Annotated in this window: 19 protein-coding genes; 13 read left to right on the forward strand and 6 right to left on the reverse strand. The window is 68.7% G+C overall.

Annotated elements, in window-relative coordinates; translation table 11 throughout:
* Window positions 1-54 precede the first annotated feature (54 nt).
* Both VQ067_RS20265 and VQ067_RS20270 read left to right on the forward strand, forming a co-directional pair.
* Window positions 55-1,545 carry an APC family permease gene (locus tag VQ067_RS20265; protein WP_031756349.1) on the forward strand — a complete coding sequence of 497 codons (1,491 nt, stop codon included), beginning with the start codon at window positions 55-57 and terminating at the stop codon, window positions 1,543-1,545.
* A 101-nt stretch (window positions 1,546-1,646) separates the two neighbouring features.
* A complete protein-coding gene (locus VQ067_RS20270) occupies window positions 1,647-2,828 on the forward strand; it encodes an iron-containing alcohol dehydrogenase (protein ID WP_003086539.1) in 1,182 nt (393 codons plus the stop codon).
* Between the two features lie 4 nt (window positions 2,829-2,832).
* On the opposite strand, the gene VQ067_RS20275 is transcribed toward VQ067_RS20270, so the two are convergent.
* Window positions 2,833-3,735: a LysR family transcriptional regulator gene (locus VQ067_RS20275; protein WP_003140555.1), complete on the reverse strand. Its 903-nt coding sequence runs from the start codon at window positions 3,733-3,735 to the stop codon at window positions 2,833-2,835.
* Window positions 3,736-4,228: 493 nt separating this feature from the next.
* Here VQ067_RS20275 and VQ067_RS20280 point away from each other — a divergent pair, with 493 nt between their 5' ends.
* From VQ067_RS20280 to VQ067_RS20300, 5 genes are all read left to right on the forward strand, one after another.
* On the forward strand, window positions 4,229-5,563 hold the full coding sequence (locus VQ067_RS20280) for an MFS transporter (RefSeq protein WP_003109088.1): 1,335 nt from the start codon (window positions 4,229-4,231) through the stop codon (window positions 5,561-5,563).
* A 67-nt stretch (window positions 5,564-5,630) separates the two neighbouring features.
* Window positions 5,631-6,284, forward strand: coding sequence for an HAD family hydrolase (locus tag VQ067_RS20285; RefSeq protein ID WP_003101837.1), 654 nt, complete (start codon window positions 5,631-5,633; stop codon window positions 6,282-6,284).
* An 81-nt stretch (window positions 6,285-6,365) separates the two neighbouring features.
* On the forward strand, window positions 6,366-7,082 hold the full coding sequence (locus VQ067_RS20290) for a UTRA domain-containing protein (protein WP_003086532.1): 717 nt from the start codon (window positions 6,366-6,368) through the stop codon (window positions 7,080-7,082).
* A gap of 165 nt (window positions 7,083-7,247) precedes the next feature.
* On the forward strand, window positions 7,248-8,150 hold the full coding sequence (locus VQ067_RS20295; protein WP_003109090.1) for a LysR family transcriptional regulator: 903 nt from the start codon (window positions 7,248-7,250) through the stop codon (window positions 8,148-8,150).
* Between the two features lie 136 nt (window positions 8,151-8,286).
* Window positions 8,287-9,123 (forward strand): bifunctional allantoicase/(S)-ureidoglycine aminohydrolase, encoded by an 837-nt coding sequence (locus VQ067_RS20300; protein ID WP_003086528.1) that lies wholly within the window; start codon window positions 8,287-8,289, stop codon window positions 9,121-9,123.
* A gap of 97 nt (window positions 9,124-9,220) precedes the next feature.
* Here the strand turns inward: VQ067_RS20300 and VQ067_RS20305 are convergent, their stop codons facing one another.
* The gene (locus VQ067_RS20305) at window positions 9,221-10,069 is read right to left on the reverse strand and encodes a CAP domain-containing protein (protein WP_003082304.1); all 849 of its coding nucleotides are present in this window, start codon (window positions 10,067-10,069) and stop codon (window positions 9,221-9,223) included.
* A gap of 90 nt (window positions 10,070-10,159) precedes the next feature.
* On the reverse strand, window positions 10,160-11,035 hold the full coding sequence (locus VQ067_RS20310) for a LysR family transcriptional regulator (RefSeq protein ID WP_015503332.1): 876 nt from the start codon (window positions 11,033-11,035) through the stop codon (window positions 10,160-10,162).
* Between the two features lie 145 nt (window positions 11,036-11,180).
* Here VQ067_RS20310 and VQ067_RS20315 point away from each other — a divergent pair, with 145 nt between their 5' ends.
* Window positions 11,181-12,167 (forward strand): NAD(P)H-quinone oxidoreductase, encoded by a 987-nt coding sequence (locus VQ067_RS20315; RefSeq protein ID WP_340080961.1) that lies wholly within the window; start codon window positions 11,181-11,183, stop codon window positions 12,165-12,167.
* Between the two features lie 6 nt (window positions 12,168-12,173).
* Here the strand turns inward: VQ067_RS20315 and VQ067_RS20320 are convergent, their stop codons facing one another.
* Window positions 12,174-12,905: a PA1136 family autoinducer-binding transcriptional regulator gene (locus VQ067_RS20320; protein ID WP_031636432.1), complete on the reverse strand. Its 732-nt coding sequence runs from the start codon at window positions 12,903-12,905 to the stop codon at window positions 12,174-12,176.
* A 171-nt stretch (window positions 12,906-13,076) separates the two neighbouring features.
* Here VQ067_RS20320 and hchA point away from each other — a divergent pair, with 171 nt between their 5' ends.
* The 3 genes from hchA to VQ067_RS20335 all read left to right on the forward strand — a co-directional run bounded on the left by hchA (window position 13,077) and on the right by VQ067_RS20335 (window position 15,038).
* Complete coding sequence (gene hchA, locus VQ067_RS20325; protein ID WP_031636434.1) at window positions 13,077-13,952, forward strand: glyoxalase III HchA; 876 nt, start codon at window positions 13,077-13,079, stop codon at window positions 13,950-13,952.
* A gap of 255 nt (window positions 13,953-14,207) precedes the next feature.
* Window positions 14,208-14,621, forward strand: coding sequence for a thiol-disulfide oxidoreductase DCC family protein (locus tag VQ067_RS20330; RefSeq protein ID WP_003109099.1), 414 nt, complete (start codon window positions 14,208-14,210; stop codon window positions 14,619-14,621).
* A gap of 66 nt (window positions 14,622-14,687) precedes the next feature.
* Complete coding sequence (locus VQ067_RS20335) at window positions 14,688-15,038, forward strand: DUF7079 family protein (protein ID WP_003109100.1); 351 nt, start codon at window positions 14,688-14,690, stop codon at window positions 15,036-15,038.
* Window positions 15,039-15,047: 9 nt separating this feature from the next.
* Here the strand turns inward: VQ067_RS20335 and VQ067_RS20340 are convergent, their stop codons facing one another.
* The gene (locus VQ067_RS20340; RefSeq protein WP_003140562.1) at window positions 15,048-15,737 is read right to left on the reverse strand and encodes a hypothetical protein; all 690 of its coding nucleotides are present in this window, start codon (window positions 15,735-15,737) and stop codon (window positions 15,048-15,050) included.
* Window positions 15,738-16,049: 312 nt separating this feature from the next.
* Between VQ067_RS20340 and VQ067_RS20345 the strand changes: the two genes are divergently transcribed.
* A complete protein-coding gene (locus VQ067_RS20345) occupies window positions 16,050-17,318 on the forward strand; it encodes an MFS transporter (protein ID WP_003133883.1) in 1,269 nt (422 codons plus the stop codon).
* Window positions 17,306-18,283 (forward strand): rhamnosyltransferase, encoded by a 978-nt coding sequence (locus VQ067_RS20350; protein ID WP_003082283.1) that lies wholly within the window; start codon window positions 17,306-17,308, stop codon window positions 18,281-18,283. Before VQ067_RS20345 ends, VQ067_RS20350 begins: the two co-directional genes overlap by 13 nt.
* Here VQ067_RS20350 and VQ067_RS20355 read toward each other — a convergent pair.
* Window positions 18,280-18,687: a FosA family fosfomycin resistance glutathione transferase gene (locus VQ067_RS20355; protein ID WP_003082280.1), complete on the reverse strand. Its 408-nt coding sequence runs from the start codon at window positions 18,685-18,687 to the stop codon at window positions 18,280-18,282. The genes VQ067_RS20350 and VQ067_RS20355 overlap by 4 nt on opposite strands.
* Window positions 18,688-18,697 lie beyond the last annotated feature (10 nt).

Genomic DNA, 18,697 nt, shown 5'->3' on the forward strand with positions numbered 1-18,697 from the left:
GCATCGGTGGCATCCGCCTTTCCCCTTCCCCGCAGCGCTCGCCCGGAGACCGCCATGACTGATCTCCGCGATGCCTCCCGCGACGAACGCCTGCTGGCGGCCCACGGCTATCGCCAGGAACTGGAGCGCGGGCTGAGCCTGTGGTCGTCCTTTTCCGTCGGCTTCGCCACCATCTCGCCGGTGGTGGGCATCTACTCGGTGATGTCCCTCGGCGCCATGAGCATGGGCCCCTCCTGGGTCTGGGTGGTGCCGCTGTGCCTGCTGCTGCAGTTCGGCGTGGCGCTGGTCTACGCCGAGCTGTCCTCGCAGTTTCCGCTGGCCGGCGGCTGCTACCAGTGGGTGCGGCGCCTGGTGGGCGACCGCCTGGCCTGGTTCACCGGCTTCCTCTACCTGGCTTCGGCGCTGGCCTCGCTGACTACCGTGGCCTACCTCGGTGGCTTCTGGCTCGGCCTGCTGGCGACCGGCGCGCCGCCGTCGGCCAACGGCCAGGTGCTCTGCGGCGCGCTGCTGCTGGCGCTGGGACTGGCGGTGAACCTGCTGGGGATCAACCCGTTGAAGTACTTCGTCAATGCCGGGATCGTCGCCGAGGCCATCGCCTCCATCGGTATCGGCGTGCTGTTGCTGCTGTTCTTCCGCAACCATCCGCTCGATCTGCTGTTCAGCGGCCCGGGCGGCACAGGCGATGCGGACGGTTCCTACCTGGACGGCGTGCTGACCGCGCTGGCGGTGGGCGGCTGGGCCTTCCTCGGCTTCGACGCCTGCTCGCAGATTTCCGAGGAAACCACCGATGCCCGCGTCTCCACTCCCCGGGCGATCCTGCGCTCGATGCTGGTGGTGGGACTCACCGTGATGCTCACCGCCTTCGCCGTGACCCTGTCCTACCAGGACATCGGCGCGGTGGTCAGCGGCCAGGTGGTCGACCCGGTCACCCCGGCGGTGGTGGACGCCTTCGGCGCCTGGGCCGAGCGGCCCTTCGTCGCAGTGGTGCTGATCGCCTTCGTCGCCTGCGTGGTGTCGGTGCAGACCTACATCGGCCGGGCGATCTTCGGCATGGCGCGCGACGCCATCCTGCCCGGCTCCGCCCTGCTGCGCCGGGTCGACCGGCGCAAGGTGCCGATGGCGGCGATGGTCTGCAGCACGCTGCTGGCCAGCCTAGGCCTGGCCCTGGGGCTGAACGCCACGGCGGTCGGCACGCTGATCGCGTTCGGCAGCGGCGGTTTCTTCGTGGTCTTTCTGATCGTCGCCGCCTGCGCCCTCTGGGCCCGCCTCGTCGGCCGCTGGGACCCGGACAAGGGCGCCTTGCGCCTGGGACGCGCGGGGCTGGCGGTGAACGTCCTGGCAGTCGCCTGGCTGTCGTTCGAGGCGCTCAACGTCGCCTGGCCGCGGGCCAGCCTCGCCCCGCCCGACGCGCCCTGGTTCCAGGTCTGGGCGGTGGTCGTGGTGTTCTCCGCGCTGGCCGCGTTCGGCCTGCTCTACATGGTCATCGCCAAGCCGCATCGGCGCATCGCCACCAGCCTCAGCTTCGCCGCTCCGCCGGCGGACTGACCCGCACGCGCCGGCCGTTCCGGCGCCTCCTCCGGTTGTTCCCGCACGCTGGCTTCGCGCCCGGCGGGGCCCGGCTCATCCTGCTTTCACGGAGCATCGCCATGAGCGACCTGCATTACTGGAACTACCCCACCGATATCCTCTGCGGCGTCGGCGCCCTGGAACAACTGCCGAGGCGTTGCGCGCTGGCGGGCGCACGCCGGCCCCTGCTGGTCACCGATCCCGGCATGCTCGCCCTGGAGCCCCTGCGCCTGGTGCGCGAGTGCCTGGAACGCGCCGGCATCGACCATGACCTGTTCCACGAACTGTCGAGCAACCCCAGCCTCGCTGAAGTCCAGGGCGGCGCCAGGCGCTTCGAGGCTGGCGGGCATGACGCGCTGATCGCCCTCGGCGGCGGCAGCGCCCTCGACGCGGCCAAGGGTATCGCCCTGCTCAGCCGCGATCCGCACGGCCTCGAACGCTTCGAATGGACACAGACGCTGCGCAGCTATCCGACCCTCGCCGACTACCCGCTGCTCGGCCTGCCGCCGCTGCTGGCGCTGCCCACGACCGCCGGCACCGGCTCGGAACTGGGACGCGAGGCGGTGCTGACCGACACGCAACTGGGCATCAAGCGGGTCGTCGGCCATCGCGAGCTGCTGGCCGCCTGCGTATTCCTCGACCCGCGCCTGACCCGCGGGTTGCCGCCGGCGCTGAGCGCCGCCACCGGCATGGACGCCCTCACCCATCACCTGGAGGCGCTGTTCTCGCCGCTCTACCATCCGATGTCGGCGGGCATCGCCCTGGAAGGCGTGCGCCTGGTCAGGCAGCACCTGGAAAACGCCGTGCGCGACGGCAACGACCTCGCCGCCCGGGAAGGCATGCTGGTAGCCTCGGCCAGCGCCGCGGTGGCATTCCAGAAGGGGCTTGGCGGGGTCCACGCCCTGGCCCACCCGCTGGGCGCTCGCCATCACCTGCACCACGGCCTGCTGAACGCCGTGCTGCTGCCCTACGTTCTGCTGGCCAACCGCCCGGCGATAGAAGCCGACGCCGCGCGCCTGGCGCGCTACCTGGAACTCGACGAAGCGAGCTTCGACGGCCTGCTGGCGTGGATCCTCGAACTGCGCGCGCGCATCGGCATCCCGGCGAACCTCGCCGCCCTCGGCCTGGACGGCGAGGACGCGCAATGGGTGGGCGAGCAGGCGCTGGCCGACCTGTCCTCCTCGGCGACCAACGCCCTGCCGCTCGATGCCCGGGATTATGCGCGCATCTACCGCCAGGCGGTGGCCGGGACTCTCGCCTGAGTGCTCAGGACGTCAGGCCGTGGACCTGCAGCAGGTCGTCGATGAAGGCGCGGGCGGCTTCGCTGAGGGGGCGCCCGGCATAGACGATCATGCGGTGCTCCACCGGATAGCTCAGCCGCTCCGGCAACAGCGCGCGCATCCGCCCGCGCTCGATCCAGGCTTCGGCGTAATGGGTCGGCAGGTAGCCCAGGTGGGTGCCGGCCAGCACGGCATGGGCGACCGCTTCCATGTGGTAGGCGGTGGCGCGGCTGCGCGACGGGCGTAGCGGCAGGACCAGGTTTTCCGGCAGGAAGCCGTGCATCACCCAGTCGCAGGCGGCGATCCGCTCCAGAGTCGGCTGCGCCTCGGCGAACAGCGGATGGTGATCGCCACAGAACACGCCGATCTCTTCACGATACAGCGGGCGGTATTCGAGGCTCGGCCGCGAACGGCTGAAATAGGAAATCGCCAGGTCCAGCTCGCCTTCGATCACCGCCAGTTCCAGCTCGGTGGGCGAATTGACGAAAAGGTTCAGTTGGACATCCTGGTCGCGCCGCTGGAAGCGCGCCAGCGCATCGCCGAAACGGGCCTGGGGCAAGGTCGCGAGATTGTCCGCCAGGCCCAGGTACAGTTCCCCGACCAAACGTCCGGACAACGCCTGCGCCTGGTCGCGAAACAGGCCGATGGCGTCGAACATCGTTCGCGAAGCCTCCAGCACCCGGCGGCCCTTGGCGGTCAGTCGGAAGCCGCCCTTGCCGCGCTCGCAGAGCCGGTAGCCGAGGCGCTTCTCCAGGCTGGCGATGTGCATGCTGATGTTCGACTGGCTCATGTTCAGCTCGGCCTGGGCCGCGGTGAAACCGCCGCACTTCACCACGCAGGCGAAGATGCGCAACAGACGCAGGTCTAGGTCGGTGACGTTTCTCAGCATGGCGGTCCGATCCGGCGCGAGGTCCCGCAGTCTAGCCGAGCGCCGCGACACACGGCCATCCAGCGGCGGCGCACGGCACGCCAGAGGCGCTGGCACATCATCGAAAATCTGGTCTATTCCAATTTATTGAAAATACGCGGAAAAGTCCCGCCCAAAGGTGCAACCAGGACAAGAAAACGCACCAATACCGGGCAATCCCTCGAAAAAATCGAATGGTTTCGCTCTATTTTTGGTCTAGACCATAAAAATACCCGGTGCTAGATTGACCTTCGCCAGCCGGCCCAGCCTGACCGGATCGGCCCCACGCACCGCCGCCACATCTTCACAATCCATCTCAGCCTCGGCAGGACCGAGCAGGAGCGCGTCGACAGCCAACCTTGCGCACGAAAAAAGCCATGGAAAAGGCATCTGGCCTAGACCATGCATCCGGACAGCTTTGCAGCAGCACAACAAGAACAACCTCCCCGCACTGTCTAGACCCATAGGGACCCACATGAACAACCACAACGGTACCCTGCACCGTGGCTGGCAATCGCTCCAGCGCTGGCGCATCCAGATCTTCGTCATCACCTGGCTGGCCTACGCCGCCTTCTACTTCACCCGCAAGGCCTTCTCGGTGGCCAAGCTCGGCATCGCCGAAGACCCCTCCTTCGAACTCGACAAGAGCGCCATGGCCGATCTCGATGCCCTCTACCTGGCCGCCTACGCCGTGGGCCAGTTCATGTGGGGGGTGTTCGCCGACCGCTTCGGCACCCGCGTGGTGGTGCTCGGCGGTTTGCTCACCTCGGCGCTGGCGGCGCTGGCGATGGGTACCTTCGCCACCCTGCCGATCTTCGCCGCCTGCATGGTGGTCCAGGGCCTGGCGCAGTCCACCGGCTGGTCGGGGCTGTGCAAGAACATCGGCGCCTTCTTCGCCACCTACGAGCGAGGCCGCGTGCTCGGCCTGTGGAGTACCTGCTACGCCTTCGGCGGGCTGGTGGCGACGCCGTTCGCCGGCTGGTGCGCCTACCGGTTGACACATGACTGGCGCATGGCCTTCCTGTCCTCGGCGGGAGTGGTGCTGGCGGTGGCCGTGCTGTTCTTCTTCCTCCAGCGCAACCGTCCGCAGGACGTCGGCCTGCCGCCCGTGGAGGCCGAGACCGCGCCCCCCGCCAACGCGCCCCGGCCGAGCCATTCCGGCGCCCTGCTGAAGGCGCTCAGGAATCCCCACGTGCTGGTCCTCGGCATCGCCTACTTCCTGCTCAAGCCGGCGCGCTACGCGATCCTGCTCTGGGGCCCGGTGATCATCTACGAACGCATGCCGGAGATCGGCAAGGTCGCCTCGGCCATCGTGCCTTCGGCCTTCGAGGTCGCCGGGCTGGCCGGGCCGATCCTCATCGGCCTGGCCTCGGACAAGCTGTTCGGCGCCCGCCGCATGCCGGCCTGCGTGCTCAGCCTGGCGGCGCTGACCCTGAGCCTGGCGCTGTTCGTCCCGGCGATGCAGAGCGGCAGCCTGTACCTGGTGGTCGGCCTGCTGTTCATGATGGGCGTCACCCTCTACGGGCCGGACTCGATGATCAGCGGCGCCGCCGCCATCGACTTCGGCACCAGCGAGGCGGCCGGCACCGCCACCGGCTTCGTCAACGGCTGCGGCTCGGTCGGGGCGATCCTCGGCGGCCTGCTGCCGGGCTACTTCGACACCCTCACGGTGTTCTTCGTGTTCACCGCCACCGCGCTGCTCGCCAGCCTGCTGCTGGTGCCGTTCTGGAACAGCCGGCCGGGCGCGCGCCGCGTCGAACCGAAGGCGCATGCCGGCGGGCCGCTGCTGGCGGCCGGCAAGCCGCGTTGAAACCTCGCCGAACCACCGCCCGGCGCCAGGCGCGCCGGGCCAATCCCTAGCGAACAAGGAACCGCCTATGCCACTTGCCCTCTTCGACCTCGACGACACCCTGATCGACGGCGACTGCGCGACCCTCTGGGGGCGCTACATGACCGAACTGGGCTGGGTCGAGAAAACCGCCTTCCTGCACCAGGAACGCCGCCTCATGGAACTCTATGCCGAGGGCCGGCTGGCCATGGAGGACTACATGGACTTCAGCCTGGCGCCCATCGCCGGCCGCACCCCGGCGGAAATCGCCGGCGCCGTCGAGGATTTCGTCGCGCGGATCGTTGCGCCGCGCATCCACGCCGACGCCGTGCGCTGCCTGGAACGCCACCGCCAGGCCGGCGACCGCCTGCTGATCATCTCCGCCTCGGCGCACTTCCTGGTCAGCGCCATCGGCCGCCGGCTGGGGGTGGACGAGGTGCTGGCGATCGACATCGAGGAGCGCGACGGCCTCTACACCGGGCGCACCCGCGGCACCCTCACCTACCGCGAGGGCAAGGTTCGTCGCCTCGACGCCTGGCTGGCCCAGGAGGGCGAGACGCTGGCCGGCGCGACCTTCTATTCCGACTCGCGCAACGACCTGCCGCTGCTTTCGCGGGTCGACCGGCCGCACACGGTGAACCCCGACCCGGCGCTGCTCGGGCACGCCCGCGAGGCCGGCTGGCCGGTGCTGGAATGGCGCTGAGAAGGCGCGCCGCGCTATACCGCCGGCGGCCCGGAAGCATTACCCTGTAGCCCCCCGGAGCCCCAGCGGAGAAGCGTCGATATGCGCGACGAGCCGTCCCGACCCCTGACGGTGATCTACCAGTCCCTGCGCGAGCAGATCGAGCGCGGCCTGCTCGCGCGCGGCAGCAAGCTGCCCAGCGAACGGCAGTTGAGCGAGCTGTTCTCGACCACCCGCATCACCCTGCGCGAGGCGCTCGGCCAGTTGGAGGACCAGGGCCTGATCTACCGCGAGGAACGCCGCGGCTGGTTCGTCTCGCCGCAGCGGCTGCTGTACAACCCGCTGGTGCGCAGCCACTTCCACGCGATGGTCGCCGACCAGGGCCGGGTGCCGGAGACCGAGGTGCTCGGCGCGGCGATGATCCCGGCCAGCGTCGACATCTGCCAGCGCCTGGAGCTGCCGGCGCTGTCGCGAGTGTTCCAGATCCGCCGGGCGCGGCGGGTCGACGGGCGGCTGGTGCTGTACGTCGAGCACTACCTGAATCCCGCCTACTTTCCCGGCATCGAGCGCTTCGACCTGACTCGCTCGCTGACCGATCTCTACGCCAACCACTACGGCATCCGCTACGGCCGGGTGCGCTTCGAGATGGTCCCGACCATCCTCCCGGCGGAGGCCGCCGGGCCGCTGCGGGTCTCGGTGGGCAGCCCGGCGCTACAGATCGTGCGGGTCAACCGCGACCAGGCGGGCCGCCTGATCGACTGCGACCTGGAGTACTGGCGCCACGACGCGCTACAGGTCAACGTCGAGGTGCCCGAGTAGCGCTCCGCAGTCCTGTTCCTGGCGCATGCATGACCGCCTGGCGGGTTTCCCGCCGCTTCCAGCGCATTGGTCGACCGCTGGGCACGCTGCGTCGACGCTGAGCGGTTGCCGCTGACGGCACGGCCTGCTAAAAGCGGCGAAAACATTCGAAAATGCGATACGACCATGAGCGACAGTGAAAAATCGAATAGCCGCCTGTTCGACCTCGACCTGCTCCGCGCCATCGTCACGGTGGCCGACTGCGGCAGCTTCACCACTGCCGCCGCGCGCCTGCACTCGACCCAGTCGACCGTCAGCCAGAAGGTTCGCCGCCTGGAGGAAATGGCCGGACACCGCCTGCTGGAGCGCGGCAACCGCGACGTGTTGCCGACCGACGCCGGCGATACGCTGCTCGGCTACGCCCGTCGCCTGCTGGCGCTGAACGACGAACTGGCCGAGGCGCTGTCCGGCGCCACGGTGGCGCTGACGGTGCGCATCGGCGTGCCGGACGACTTCGCCGCCGGCCGCACCACCGAGCGACTGGCGGCCTTCAACCGGCGTTATCCACAGGTCAAGCTGGAAGTCACCAGCGGCATGAGCCGCGACCTCAGCGCCAGCTACGACCGCGGCGAACTGGACCTGGTGCTGCTCAAGCAGCGCCGCGCCAGCCGCGAGGCACTGGCCTGCTGGCCGGAAAAGACATGCTGGGTGGACAGCGCCAGGAACCCCTGCATCGACCTCGACCCGCTGCCCATCGTCACCTTCCCGCCGCGCGGGGTCTACCGCGACGAGATGATCGCCGCCCTGGAAGCGGTCGGCCGGCGCTGGCACATCAGCTTCACCAGTTCCAGCCTCAGCGGCCTGCAATCGGCCATCGCCGACGGCATGGGCATCGGCCTGCTGCCGCTGCGCGCGGTGAGCGCAGGCCATGCGGTGCTGCCGAAGAACGCCGGGCTGCCGGCGGTGGACGTGTTCGAAGTGGCACTGCTGCACCGGCCGGCGGCGGATCCGATGGTGAAGGCGCTGGCGCGCGTGCTGTCGCGGGTGCTGGCGGAAGATACCCGGAGCCGGCCCGCATTCGAAAAATGAATATACTGGATTCCAACATTTAATTTGTGCATGCGCCAGGCGCTGGATATCGTTGCCGTCAGCAACGGCTCGCGCCCGCCCGTTTCGCTCCGGCGGCGCGTGCGCCGGCAGCAAGACAACAACGAGGAAACGCTCCATGTCCAAGTCCAGCTACTACGCGCCGCACGGCGGGCACCCGGCACAGACCGAGCTGCTCACCGACCGGGCGATGTTCACCGAAGCCTATGCCGTGATTCCCAAGGGGGTGATGCGCGATATCGTCACCAGCCACCTGCCGTTCTGGGACAACATGCGCATGTGGGTGATCGCCCGCCCGCTGTCCGGCTTCGCCGAGACCTTCTCGCAGTACATCGTCGAACTGGCGCCCAACGGTGGCAGCGACAAACCGGAGCAGGATCCCAACGCCGAGGCCGTGCTGTTCGTCGTCGAAGGCGAGCTGAGCCTGACCCTGCAGGGTCAGGTCCACGCCATGCAGCCGGGCGGCTACGCCTTCATTCCGCCGGGCGCCGACTACAAGGTGCGCAATACCACCGGCCAGCACACCCGCTTCCACTGGATCCGCAAGCACTACCAGAAGGTCGACGGCGTACCGCTGCCGGAAGCCTTCGTCACCAACGAGCAGGACATCCAGCCGCTGGTGATGCCGGACACCGAAGGCCGCTGGAGCACCACCCGCTTCGTCGACATGAGCGACATGCGCCACGACATGCACGTCAACATCGTCAACTTCGAGCCGGGCGGCGTGATCCCCTTCGCCGAGACCCACGTGATGGAGCACGGCCTGTACGTGCTGGAAGGCAAGGCGGTGTACCGCCTGAACCAGGACTGGGTCGAGGTGGAGGCCGGCGACTTCATGTGGCTGCGCGCCTTCTGCCCGCAGGCCTGCTATTCGGGCGGCCCGGGGCGCTTCCGCTACCTGCTGTACAAGGATGTCAACCGGCACATGCGCCTGACTCTCAATGCACCGCATTGAGGGCGAGACAGGCTGAAAGGGAACCCGGCGCCATGGCGCCGGGTTTTTCGTTTGCGGAAGGCGCCCAGCCCGTCGTCAGTTCCGGGCGCGGAGGACTTCAGGGCGAACCGAACATGGCCGTCCAGTAGATTCCCGCGTCACTCTTCGGATCGGTGGCGTAGGCCGCGCCCAGCTCGCGGTAGCCGGGGTTCATCAGGTTGGCGCAGTGGCCCGGGCTGGCCAGCCAGCCGTCGACCACCTTGTCCACCCCGTCCTGGCCGGCGGCGATGTTTTCGCCGATCAGCCCGCCGCTGTAGCCGGCCAGCTCGGCGCGGTCGCCGGGGGTGCGGCCGTCGCGGTCGAGGTGGTCGAAGAAGTTGCCGTTGGCCATCGCCCGCGAATGCGCTTCGGCGGCGCCGCCAAGGGTGGCGTTCCAGGCCAGCGGCTGGGCCGCTGCGTAGGGCTTGCCACCGCACTGGCGGGCTTGCCCGCGGGCGGCGTTGATCCGTTCCAGGAGCTTCTGCCCTTCCGCCTGCCAATCGCCCATGCCGCCGCGCAGCAATGGCCGGGCGAGGACGATGCGCCAGTCGCGGTCCTGGCGGCTGACGCCGACGTCGACGAATTGCGGGTCGAGCACCACGCGGCAGAAGCTTTCCTGCAGCGCCTTCATCGCCGCGCCGGCATCGCGCGGCCCGGAAAGGCTGATCGACTGCACGTTGACCATCGGGTAGGCGGCCTGTGCCATCGCCTGCTGCAGGTCGCCGGCGGCATTCACCGGCAAGGCCAGGCGCGGGTCGGCGGCCAGCGGCGGCAGTTCGCCGCTGGCCTGCCCGCCGCAGGACTGCACCTGGCCACGGTAGGCGTTGATCGCCTCGACCAGTTGCGCCTCGTCGGCGGCACTGGCGGCCGCCGCGAGCGCCAGTCCGAGCGTCAGTACGGCCAAACGCGGGATGCTTGGGATTGCCATGGAAATCTCCTCGATCTGATGGCGCCTATGATGCGCGATTCCGCGGCGCGCCGCCGCATTCGACCGGAACCCGGCGCCGGCGTTGCAGGCTCAGGCCGGCGCTTCGGCGAACGCCTCCACCAGCCGCTCGATCACCGCGCGGACCCGCGCGGTGTGGCGCAGGTCCTTGTGGGTAACCATCCACACCTCGTATGGCCGGCGTCGCTCGCGCTGCGGCCAGACCCGCACCAGTCCGTCGCGCTCGCCCATGTACAGCGGCAGCTCGCAGAGCCCCAGGCCACGCGCCAGGGCCTGGCGCACCATCATGTTGGAATTCACCGCGATGACCACCCGGCCGTCGCGGATCGGCTCGCCGCCCAGGGTCAGTTCGCGCTGGCTGTGCCAATAGGGTTCGTACATCACCAGGTCGTGGCCGCGGAAACGCTCGCCGGGCATCGGTACGCCGTTGCGCCGCAGGTAGTCCGCGGAAGCGAACAGGCCCATGGGCCAACTGGCGAGTTTTCTCAGGATCAAATCGGGATTTTCCGGCCGCAGGGTGCGAATCGCGATGTCGGTCTCGCGCTTGGGCAGGTCGACCACGGCCGAAGCGCTGTCGAGCAGCACGCGGATATCCGGGTGTTCAAGGTGCAGGCGGGCCAGGGCGGGTAGCACGAAGTCGACGGCCAGGGAGTCGGTGGTGGACAACCGCACCTCGCCGGACAGTCGGTGGTCCATCCCGCGGGTCCGCCGCAGCAACTCCAGGGCCGAGCGTTCCATCTTCTCGGCCAGTTCGAAGGCCGCCTCGCCGGCCGGGGTCAGCAGGTAGCCGGACGAGGTGCGCAGGAACAGGGTCGAGCCCAGCGCCGCCTCCAGCGACGCCAGCCGCCGGCCCACCGTGGCCTGGTCGACGTGAAGCGCGCGGGCGGCGCCGCGCAGGGTGTGCTCGCGGCAGAGCGCGAGGAAGACGCGGGTGTCGTCCCAATTCATGGCGGTTGTCCTGATGCATTTTCGCATCAGTCTAATGAAAAAGCGCTGCGCGACCACGGCATCCGCGCTGATTACCATGCGAACCAGGTCCGAACCACTTTCCCAGGAGCATGCGATGAGCAGCACGAACCGATTTCCCGAACGAATGACCGCCATCGAGATCGCCCGGCCCGGCGGCCCCGAGGTACTGGTGGCGACCAGCCGGCCGCTGCCGACGCCCGGCCCGCGCGAGGTTCTGGTCGAAGTCCGCGCCGCCGGCGTCAACGGTCCCGACATGCTTCAGCGCAAGGGCGTGTACGACCCGCCGCCCGGCGCCTCGGACATTCCCGGCCTGGAGATCGCCGGCACGGTGCGGGCGGTCGGCAGCGAGGTCAGCCGCTTCGCCGTCGGCGAGGCGGTGATGGCGTTGATTCCCGGCGGCGGCTACGCGCAGTTCGCGGTGGCCGACGAGCGCACCACCCTGCACCTGCCCGACGGCCTGGGCATGGAGGAAGCGGCGGCGCTGCCGGAAACCTTCATGACCGTCTGGGTCAACCTGTTCCAGCGCGGTGGCTTCAAGGCCGGCGAGACGCTGCTGGTCCACGGTGGCGCCTCCGGCATCGGCACCACCGCGACCATGCTGGGCAAGGCCTTCGGCGCGGCGAAGATCTTCACCACGATCTCCAGCGAGGCCCAGCGCGAGGCCAGCCTGCGCCTCGGCGCTGACCTGGCGATCGACTACACCGAGCAGGATTTCGTCGAGGAAGTGCTGCGCGGCACCGAAGGTCGCGGGGTCGATGTGATCGTCGATATCGTTGCCGGCGACTATGTGACGCGGAACTACCAGGCGGCGGCGATGAACGGACGGATCGTGCAGATCGGCGTGATCAAGGGCAAGGCCGCAGAAGTCGACCTGTTCCCGATGCTGAGCAAGCGCCTGGTCCATCTTGGCTCGACCCTGCGCTCGCGAAGCCACGACGAGAAAGGCGCGATCATCGCCGAACTGGAGCGCCAGGTCTGGCCGCACGTGCGCGCCGGCGCTGTCCGGCCGCAAGTGTTCCGCACCTTCCCCCTGGAGCAGGCGCGCCAGGCCCACGAACTGATGGACTCCGGCCAGCACATCGGCAAGATCGTCCTCACGTCCGCTCCCTGAAGCCGCTCAGACCTCGATATCGCCCAGGCGCAGCGCCCGCGCCACCGCCTGGGCGGTGGACGCCGCGCCGAGACGGCGGCGGGCGGCACGCAGGTGATTCTCCACGGTGCGCTCGGAAATCATCAGGATCGCCGCCACCTCCGCCTGCTGCTTGCCCAGGGCGATCCATTGCAGGACTTCCCGCTCGCGCTCGCTGAGCGCTTGCGCATCGCCAGACGACACAGGGCCGCGCAGGCGCTTCAGGGCGAAGAACAGGATCGGGCAGAAGGCCTGGGCGGCGAGCTTGCAACCGGCATTCAGGTCCAGCCGCTCGCCGGCAAAAGACACCGCGCCCTCCAGGCCGTTGCGGCCGAACACCGGCACCTGCATGCCATTGACCTGGCCGAGGTCGCGGACCCCACGGACGATGCGGTAGGTCATGCGCGCCGGATCCTCCGAGGGGTTCTTCGACCAGAAGAACGGCTCGTCCAGTTCGAGGATGTGCCGGGTGACCGGACAGTGCAGAAGATAGGCGTCGCGCTCCTGGGCGCTGTGCCCCTCGGCCCAGTCGCCATGGACGAAGAACAGCTCGTCGATCAGTTCGTCCTCGCTGGGGCGGGGGAACAGGCTGCAGACGATCACCCGGTCGAAGCCCAGGCGTGCGGCGAACTCCACCATCTCGCGGCAGACCGCCTCGGTGGTAGCGGCCTTGCGCAGCCGGGCGACGCTGTCGAAGAGAAGGCTGGCGTAGTCGGTCATGGCGCGGACGTTCCTGGCTTTTCCCGCATGATCCCCGGCTTGCCGGCAAAAGCCCATAGGGGAAAACCCTCAGGCGACCGATCGTGGGTTAGGGGATTTCCCCTATTTCGCCGGCCGGCGACCCCGCCTATCGTCTTGGTGCGACCTCCATCACGCAGAAAGGAACGAGCCATGAGCAACGAGCGCGACACCAGCAGAACCCCGACGCCCGACCACGCCGAGCACAACGCGTTCTTTCCCTCGCCCTATTCCCTGAGCCAGTACACCTCGGCGAAGACCGACTTCGACGGCGCCGACTACCCGACCCCGTACAAGGGCGGCAAGAAGGTGCTGATGATCGGTACCGACGAACGCTACATCCTGATGCAGAACGGCAGCATGTTCTCCACCGGCAACCACCCGGTGGAAATGCTCCTGCCGATGTACCACCTGGACAAGGCCGGCTTCGAGTTCGATGTCGCCACGCTCTCCGGCAACCCGGTGAAGCTTGAGATGTGGGCGATGCCCGGCGAGGACGAGGCGGTGAAGAGCATCTACGCAAAGTACTTGCCCAAGCTGAAAGCGCCGCAGAAGCTCGCCGACCTCCTGGAGCAGGCCGTCGCCGACGACTCGCCGTACGCCGCGGTGTTCGTTCCCGGCGGCCACGGCGTGCTGGCGGGCATTCCGCACAGCCGGGAGGTGAAACGGCTGCTCAATGCCTTCCTCGCCAAGGACTGCTACATCATTACCCTTTGCCACGGTCCGGCCTGCCTGCTGGCACCGGCGGTCGACGAGAAGCCGGAGGACTACCCGTTCAAGGGCTACGAGATCTGCGTGTTCCCCGACGCCCTGGACACCGGCGCCAACCTGGAGATCGGCTACATGCCCGGTCCCCTGCCCTGGCTGGTGGGCGAGAACCTGCAGAAGCTCGGGGTGAAGATCCTCAACAAGGGCATCACCGGCCAGGTCCACCGCGACCGCAAGCTGCTCACCGGCGACAGCCCGCTGGCCTCCAACAACCTTGGCAAGCTGGCCGCCAAGACCCTTCTCGAAGCGTTCGCCCGCTGATTCCCCGCGGCGCCCCGTCCGTGCTCCACGGACGGGGACATCTCCCGCTCGTCCCGGCGTCATCGAACTTAAACCGGGCAGGCGCAGCATCGTCCTTCAGGAAGAGGAATGGCGCGTTGCCCGGCGCCGTCCGGCGAAAGACGAATCGATGACCGCACAGAAAGAAAACTCTGACAGCACACCGACTAGTCGTCCTCCCTTCCCGCCGTTACGGTTCCGGGCTTGCGCACAAAGCCGAACCCAAGGGGGCCCCTCATGTCACTGCCGCCGTACCTCCAGCCCGGCGACAAGGTCGTGTTGTACGACCAGCACTGCCGCTTCTGCACGCTCTGGAGCGGTTTCCTGGCACGCCGCGCCGACCACCGGCTGAAGCTGCTTGCCGCGCAGTCCGCCGAAGGCCTGGCGATTCTCGATTGGTTCGGGCTGGCACCCGATCATTTCGACACCTGGCTGTTCGTCGACGGCGCCTACGCCTGCGACGACAACGATGCCCTGCTCGAGGTGCTGCGCCTGTTGCCGGGCCCCTGGCGTCACCTGCGCTGGCTGCGCCTGCTGCCAGCCTGGCTGCGCGACGAGTGCCACGAGGCGCTACGGCGCAACCGCTGGCGCTGGTTCGGCCGCCAGCGCCAGCCCCTCCGTCGTCGCTCCTGGCGTCCCCGTCGGGCCTGACGCCTCTCCGCACTGGCCGTGGCGGGTTATGCTGCCTGCGCACCAGCCTGCGGACCCATACCTGCCATGGCCCTTGACCCGAGCCAACGCCGACGACTGCGCCACGCGCTATCCGACGCCTTCGTCGACACTCTCCTGGAGCCCGAGGATATCGCCCGGCGGATAAAGGGCGTCGACCCGGCGTTGCTGGAACGGTTGTTCTTCGAGGAGGTGGCGCCGGTCTGCCACGGCAACCTGCTCAGCCCCGCTCCGGCGGTCTGGACCGCCTTCGACGAGGCCTGGCTGGAAGAGGCCATCGAGCGACGCCTGGCGCGGCAAAGGGGTAGCGCCCTGCGACGCTGGCACGAGCGCTGCCTGGTCGCCTGGCTGCGATGGCGATACGCCGACACCTGGCGCGCGATCGCCGGCGCTCTTTGAGCGAGCGCCTCAGCGAAATACCGAATGGATGAGCTTGCCGGCCTTCTTCGTGTCGACCGCCTGCTGGCGTACCGGCGGCAGCGGCTCGCGCTTGTCCTTGTCTGCCTCGTTCATCTGCGCCACCCAGGCGTCCACCCGATCGCGGCTGACGGCGCCGTAGTTGAGACGGCAGCTATCGACGAGGGTCTTGCCCTTCTTCTCCTTGTAGCTGCACTGCACGCGGAAGTCGCCGATGTAGTTGGTGGCGAAGCTCTCGGCACGGAACGGCGCGGAGAACGGCTTGGAGGTATAGGTCTCGTAGTAGTAGTCGGTCTTGGTCAGCGGCGTAGAACGACAGTTGGACTCCACGTTCACCGCCGTGTGGGTGACGCTGCGCTTCCTTTTCTGGACCGTCTTCTCCAGCGCCTCGCCGTTGGCCTCGCAGCGCTCCTCGTACGCACCGGTCTCGCGGGTGACGGTATAGGACAGGTACCTCACCTCGAACTCGTAAAGCTCGTAGTAGCGCGGCGTCAGTGCGAGGCTGAACAGCTCGGAGTACGACGAGGTGGTGACGTGGGCCGCATGGGTCTTGGAGACGGGATCGCGGAAACGCAGGGTCAGGCGGGTGGACGGGTCGTTGCTGCCGGTGTTCTCGAAGCCGACCACGCCGGTGACGAAGCTGGGCGGATCGCCGGCGCGCATGGAGAACCAGGACGACACCGAGCCCTGGTTCGCCGGGTTGATGTTGCAGCCCGCCAGCGCTGCCATGCAGGCGAGCACGGCAGGTAGCTTTCCTTTTCTGGGCGTCATTGAAATCCCTTTGCTCGCGAGAGGAGGAAAATATCGTTAGGAAACAACGTTGAGAGGCCGGCAAGGATACCCGACTGGCGCACGGGTCGCATCATTATGACATCACGCCGCCCGCCGGCGTTGCCGCGACCGTTCGTCGAACCTGTGAATTCCGGTAGTTTCCCTTGCCGTCGCTGGCGTCCCAGGATCGGGATTTCCTGTGTTCGCCGGGAGGGTCCTGGCGTGTCCACGACCAGCCTCTGCCCCTCCGCCACGCGGGAACACGGTCCCGGCGCGAAACGCGTCCTGCCTCTGCTGTTCCTCACCTGCCTGCTGGATGCCGCTGGCGTCGGCCTGATCGTGCCCCTGCTGCCGACGCTGATCGGCAGCGTGGCGCCGCTGGCTGTCCGCGACGCGGCCACCTGGGGCGCCGCCCTGGTGATGACCTTCGCGTTGCTGCAATTGTTCTTTTCGCCGGTCCTCGGCAGCCTCAGCGACCGCTTCGGACGCCGCCCCGTCCTGGTCCTGGCGATGCTCGGCTTCGCCCTCAGCTATCTGCTGCTGGCGCTGGCCGACAGCCTCTGGATGCTGTTCCTCGGTCGCGCGCTGGCCGGGCTCACCGGCGCCAGCGTGGCCACCGCGATGGCCTGCGCGGCGGACCTCGGCACGCACGGGCAGCGCACCCGGCACTTCGGCTGGCTGTACGCCGGCCTCGCCCTGGGCATGATCCTCGGCCCCGCTCTCGGTGGGCTGCTGGCGATGCACGGCACGACGCTGCCGCTGTTGCTGGCCGCCGGCCTGTGCCTGCTCAACGCCCTGCTCGCCGGCCTGTTCCTCGAGGAAACCCTGCCCCCGACGCGACGCCGCCGCCTGGATCCGAGGCGGATGAACGCCTTGCGCTCGATCAGCGGCCTGGCTCGGCAACCGGGGGTCGGACGCCTGCTGGCGGTGCTTGCCCTGGTATTCCTCGGCTTGCAGGCGGTGATGGTGGTCTGGCCCTTCTTCGTGATCGAGAAGTTTCACTGGAGCAGCGCCTGGATCGGCTACTCGCTGGCCCTCTACGGCGTGCTCGCGGTGCTCGCCCAGACCCTCGGCGTGAACCTCTGCAAGCGGCGCCTGGACGACGCCCGCCTGCTGCGCCTGGGCCTCGCCCTGCAAGGCTGCGGCCTGCTGCTGTTCGCCCTGGTCGACTCGTCATTCTGGCTGGTCTGCGCGCTGCTGCCCTTCGCGCTCGGCAGCCTCGCCACCCCGGCCATGCAGGGGCTGCTCTCGGCCCGCGTGCCGGTCGATCGCCAGGGCGAGTTGCAGGGCGTGCTGAGCAGCCTGATGAGCCTCGCAGCGATCGTCGGTCCGCCGCTGATGAGCGGCCTGTTCCACTGGGGCAGCGGTCCGCTCGCGCCAGTGCCCCTGGCCGGCGCGCCATTCCTCGCCGGCGCCCTTCTCGTTCTGGCCGGGCTGGTCCTGGCCTGGCAACTTCGACCTACGGGAGAAGAACGATCATGGACCGGATAGACATGGGCGTGCTGGTGGTGCTGTTCAATCCTGGCGACGACGACCTGGAACACCTTGGCGAACTGGCGGCGGCGTTTCCGCAACTGCGCTTCCTCGCCGTCGACAACTCACCGCACAGCGATCCGCAGCGCAATGCCCGGCTGCGCGGGCAAGGCATCGCCGTGCTGCACCACGGCAACCGGCAGGGCATCGCCGGCGCCTTCAACCAGGGGCTCGACGCGCTGTTCCGGCGTGGCGTGCAGGGTGTGCTGCTGCTCGACCAGGACTCCCGTCCCGGCGGCGCCTTCCTCGCCGCCCAGTGGCGCAACCTGCAGGCGCGCAACGGTCAGGCCTGCCTGCTCGGCCCACGGATCTTCGACCGGGGTGACCGGCGCTTCCTGCCGGCCATCCATCTCGACGGACTGACGCTCAGGCAATTGTCTCTGGACGGCCTGACGACCCCGCAGCGCACCTCGTTCCTGATCTCCTCCGGCTGCCTGCTGACCCGCGAGGCCTACCAGCGCCTCGGCCACTTCGACGAGGAACTGTTCATCGACCATGTGGACACCGAGTACAGCCTGCGCGCCCAGGCGCTGGACGTGCCCCTGTACGTCGACCCGCGGCTGGTCCTCGAGCACCGCATCGGCACGCGCAAGACCCGCCGCCTCGGCGGTCTCAGCCTCAGCGCGATGAACCACGCCCCGCTGCGCCGCTACTACCTGGCGCGCAACGGCCTGCTGGTCCTGCGCCGCTACGCCCGGTCCTCGCCGCTGGCCCTGCTGGCGAACCTGCCGACCCTGACCCAGGGCCTCGCGGTGCTCCTGCTCGAACGCGACAAGCTGCTCAAGCTGCGCTGCCTGGGCTGGGGCCTGTGGGACGGCCTGCGGGGGCGCGGCGGCGCACTGGAGCGCAACCGCCCGCGCCTGCTGAAGCGCCTCGCCGGTCCGGCCGTGGCGTCCGTAGCTTCCGGCAAGGCCAAGGCCTAGTCGGCGAAACGCATTCCCGCATAGGGCGCTTGCCGGCACGCCGCGAGCCGGCTGCGCAGGTCGCCGACGTGGGCCTCCAGGCGATGGCCGTCCGGGTCGAGGAAGTAGAACGAATCGCCCTCGCTGCGGTTTTGCTTCCATTCGCGCACGCCATGCGCGCGCAGCTGCGCGGCGAAGCGGGCGAAATCCGCGGCGGCGATGCCGAAGGCGTAGTGCGTGTAGTCCGCGGCCGGCCCGCCGTACTGCGGCTCCCGGGACAGGCACAGCCACAGCGAACCCAGTTCGAGATAGGCGCCCTGGTCCCAGCGCGCTTCCAGGCGAAAGCCGAGAAGATCGCGGTAGAAGGCGATGCTGGCCGGCAGATCGGCGACCGCCAGGGTCAGGTGATTGAGACCGGTGAGCATGGGGGCTCCT

The sequence above is a fragment of the Pseudomonas sp. KBN12P06040 genome, assembly GCF_037574965.1.
In the GTDB taxonomy this organism is placed as follows: domain Bacteria; phylum Pseudomonadota; class Gammaproteobacteria; order Pseudomonadales; family Pseudomonadaceae; genus Pseudomonas; species Pseudomonas aeruginosa.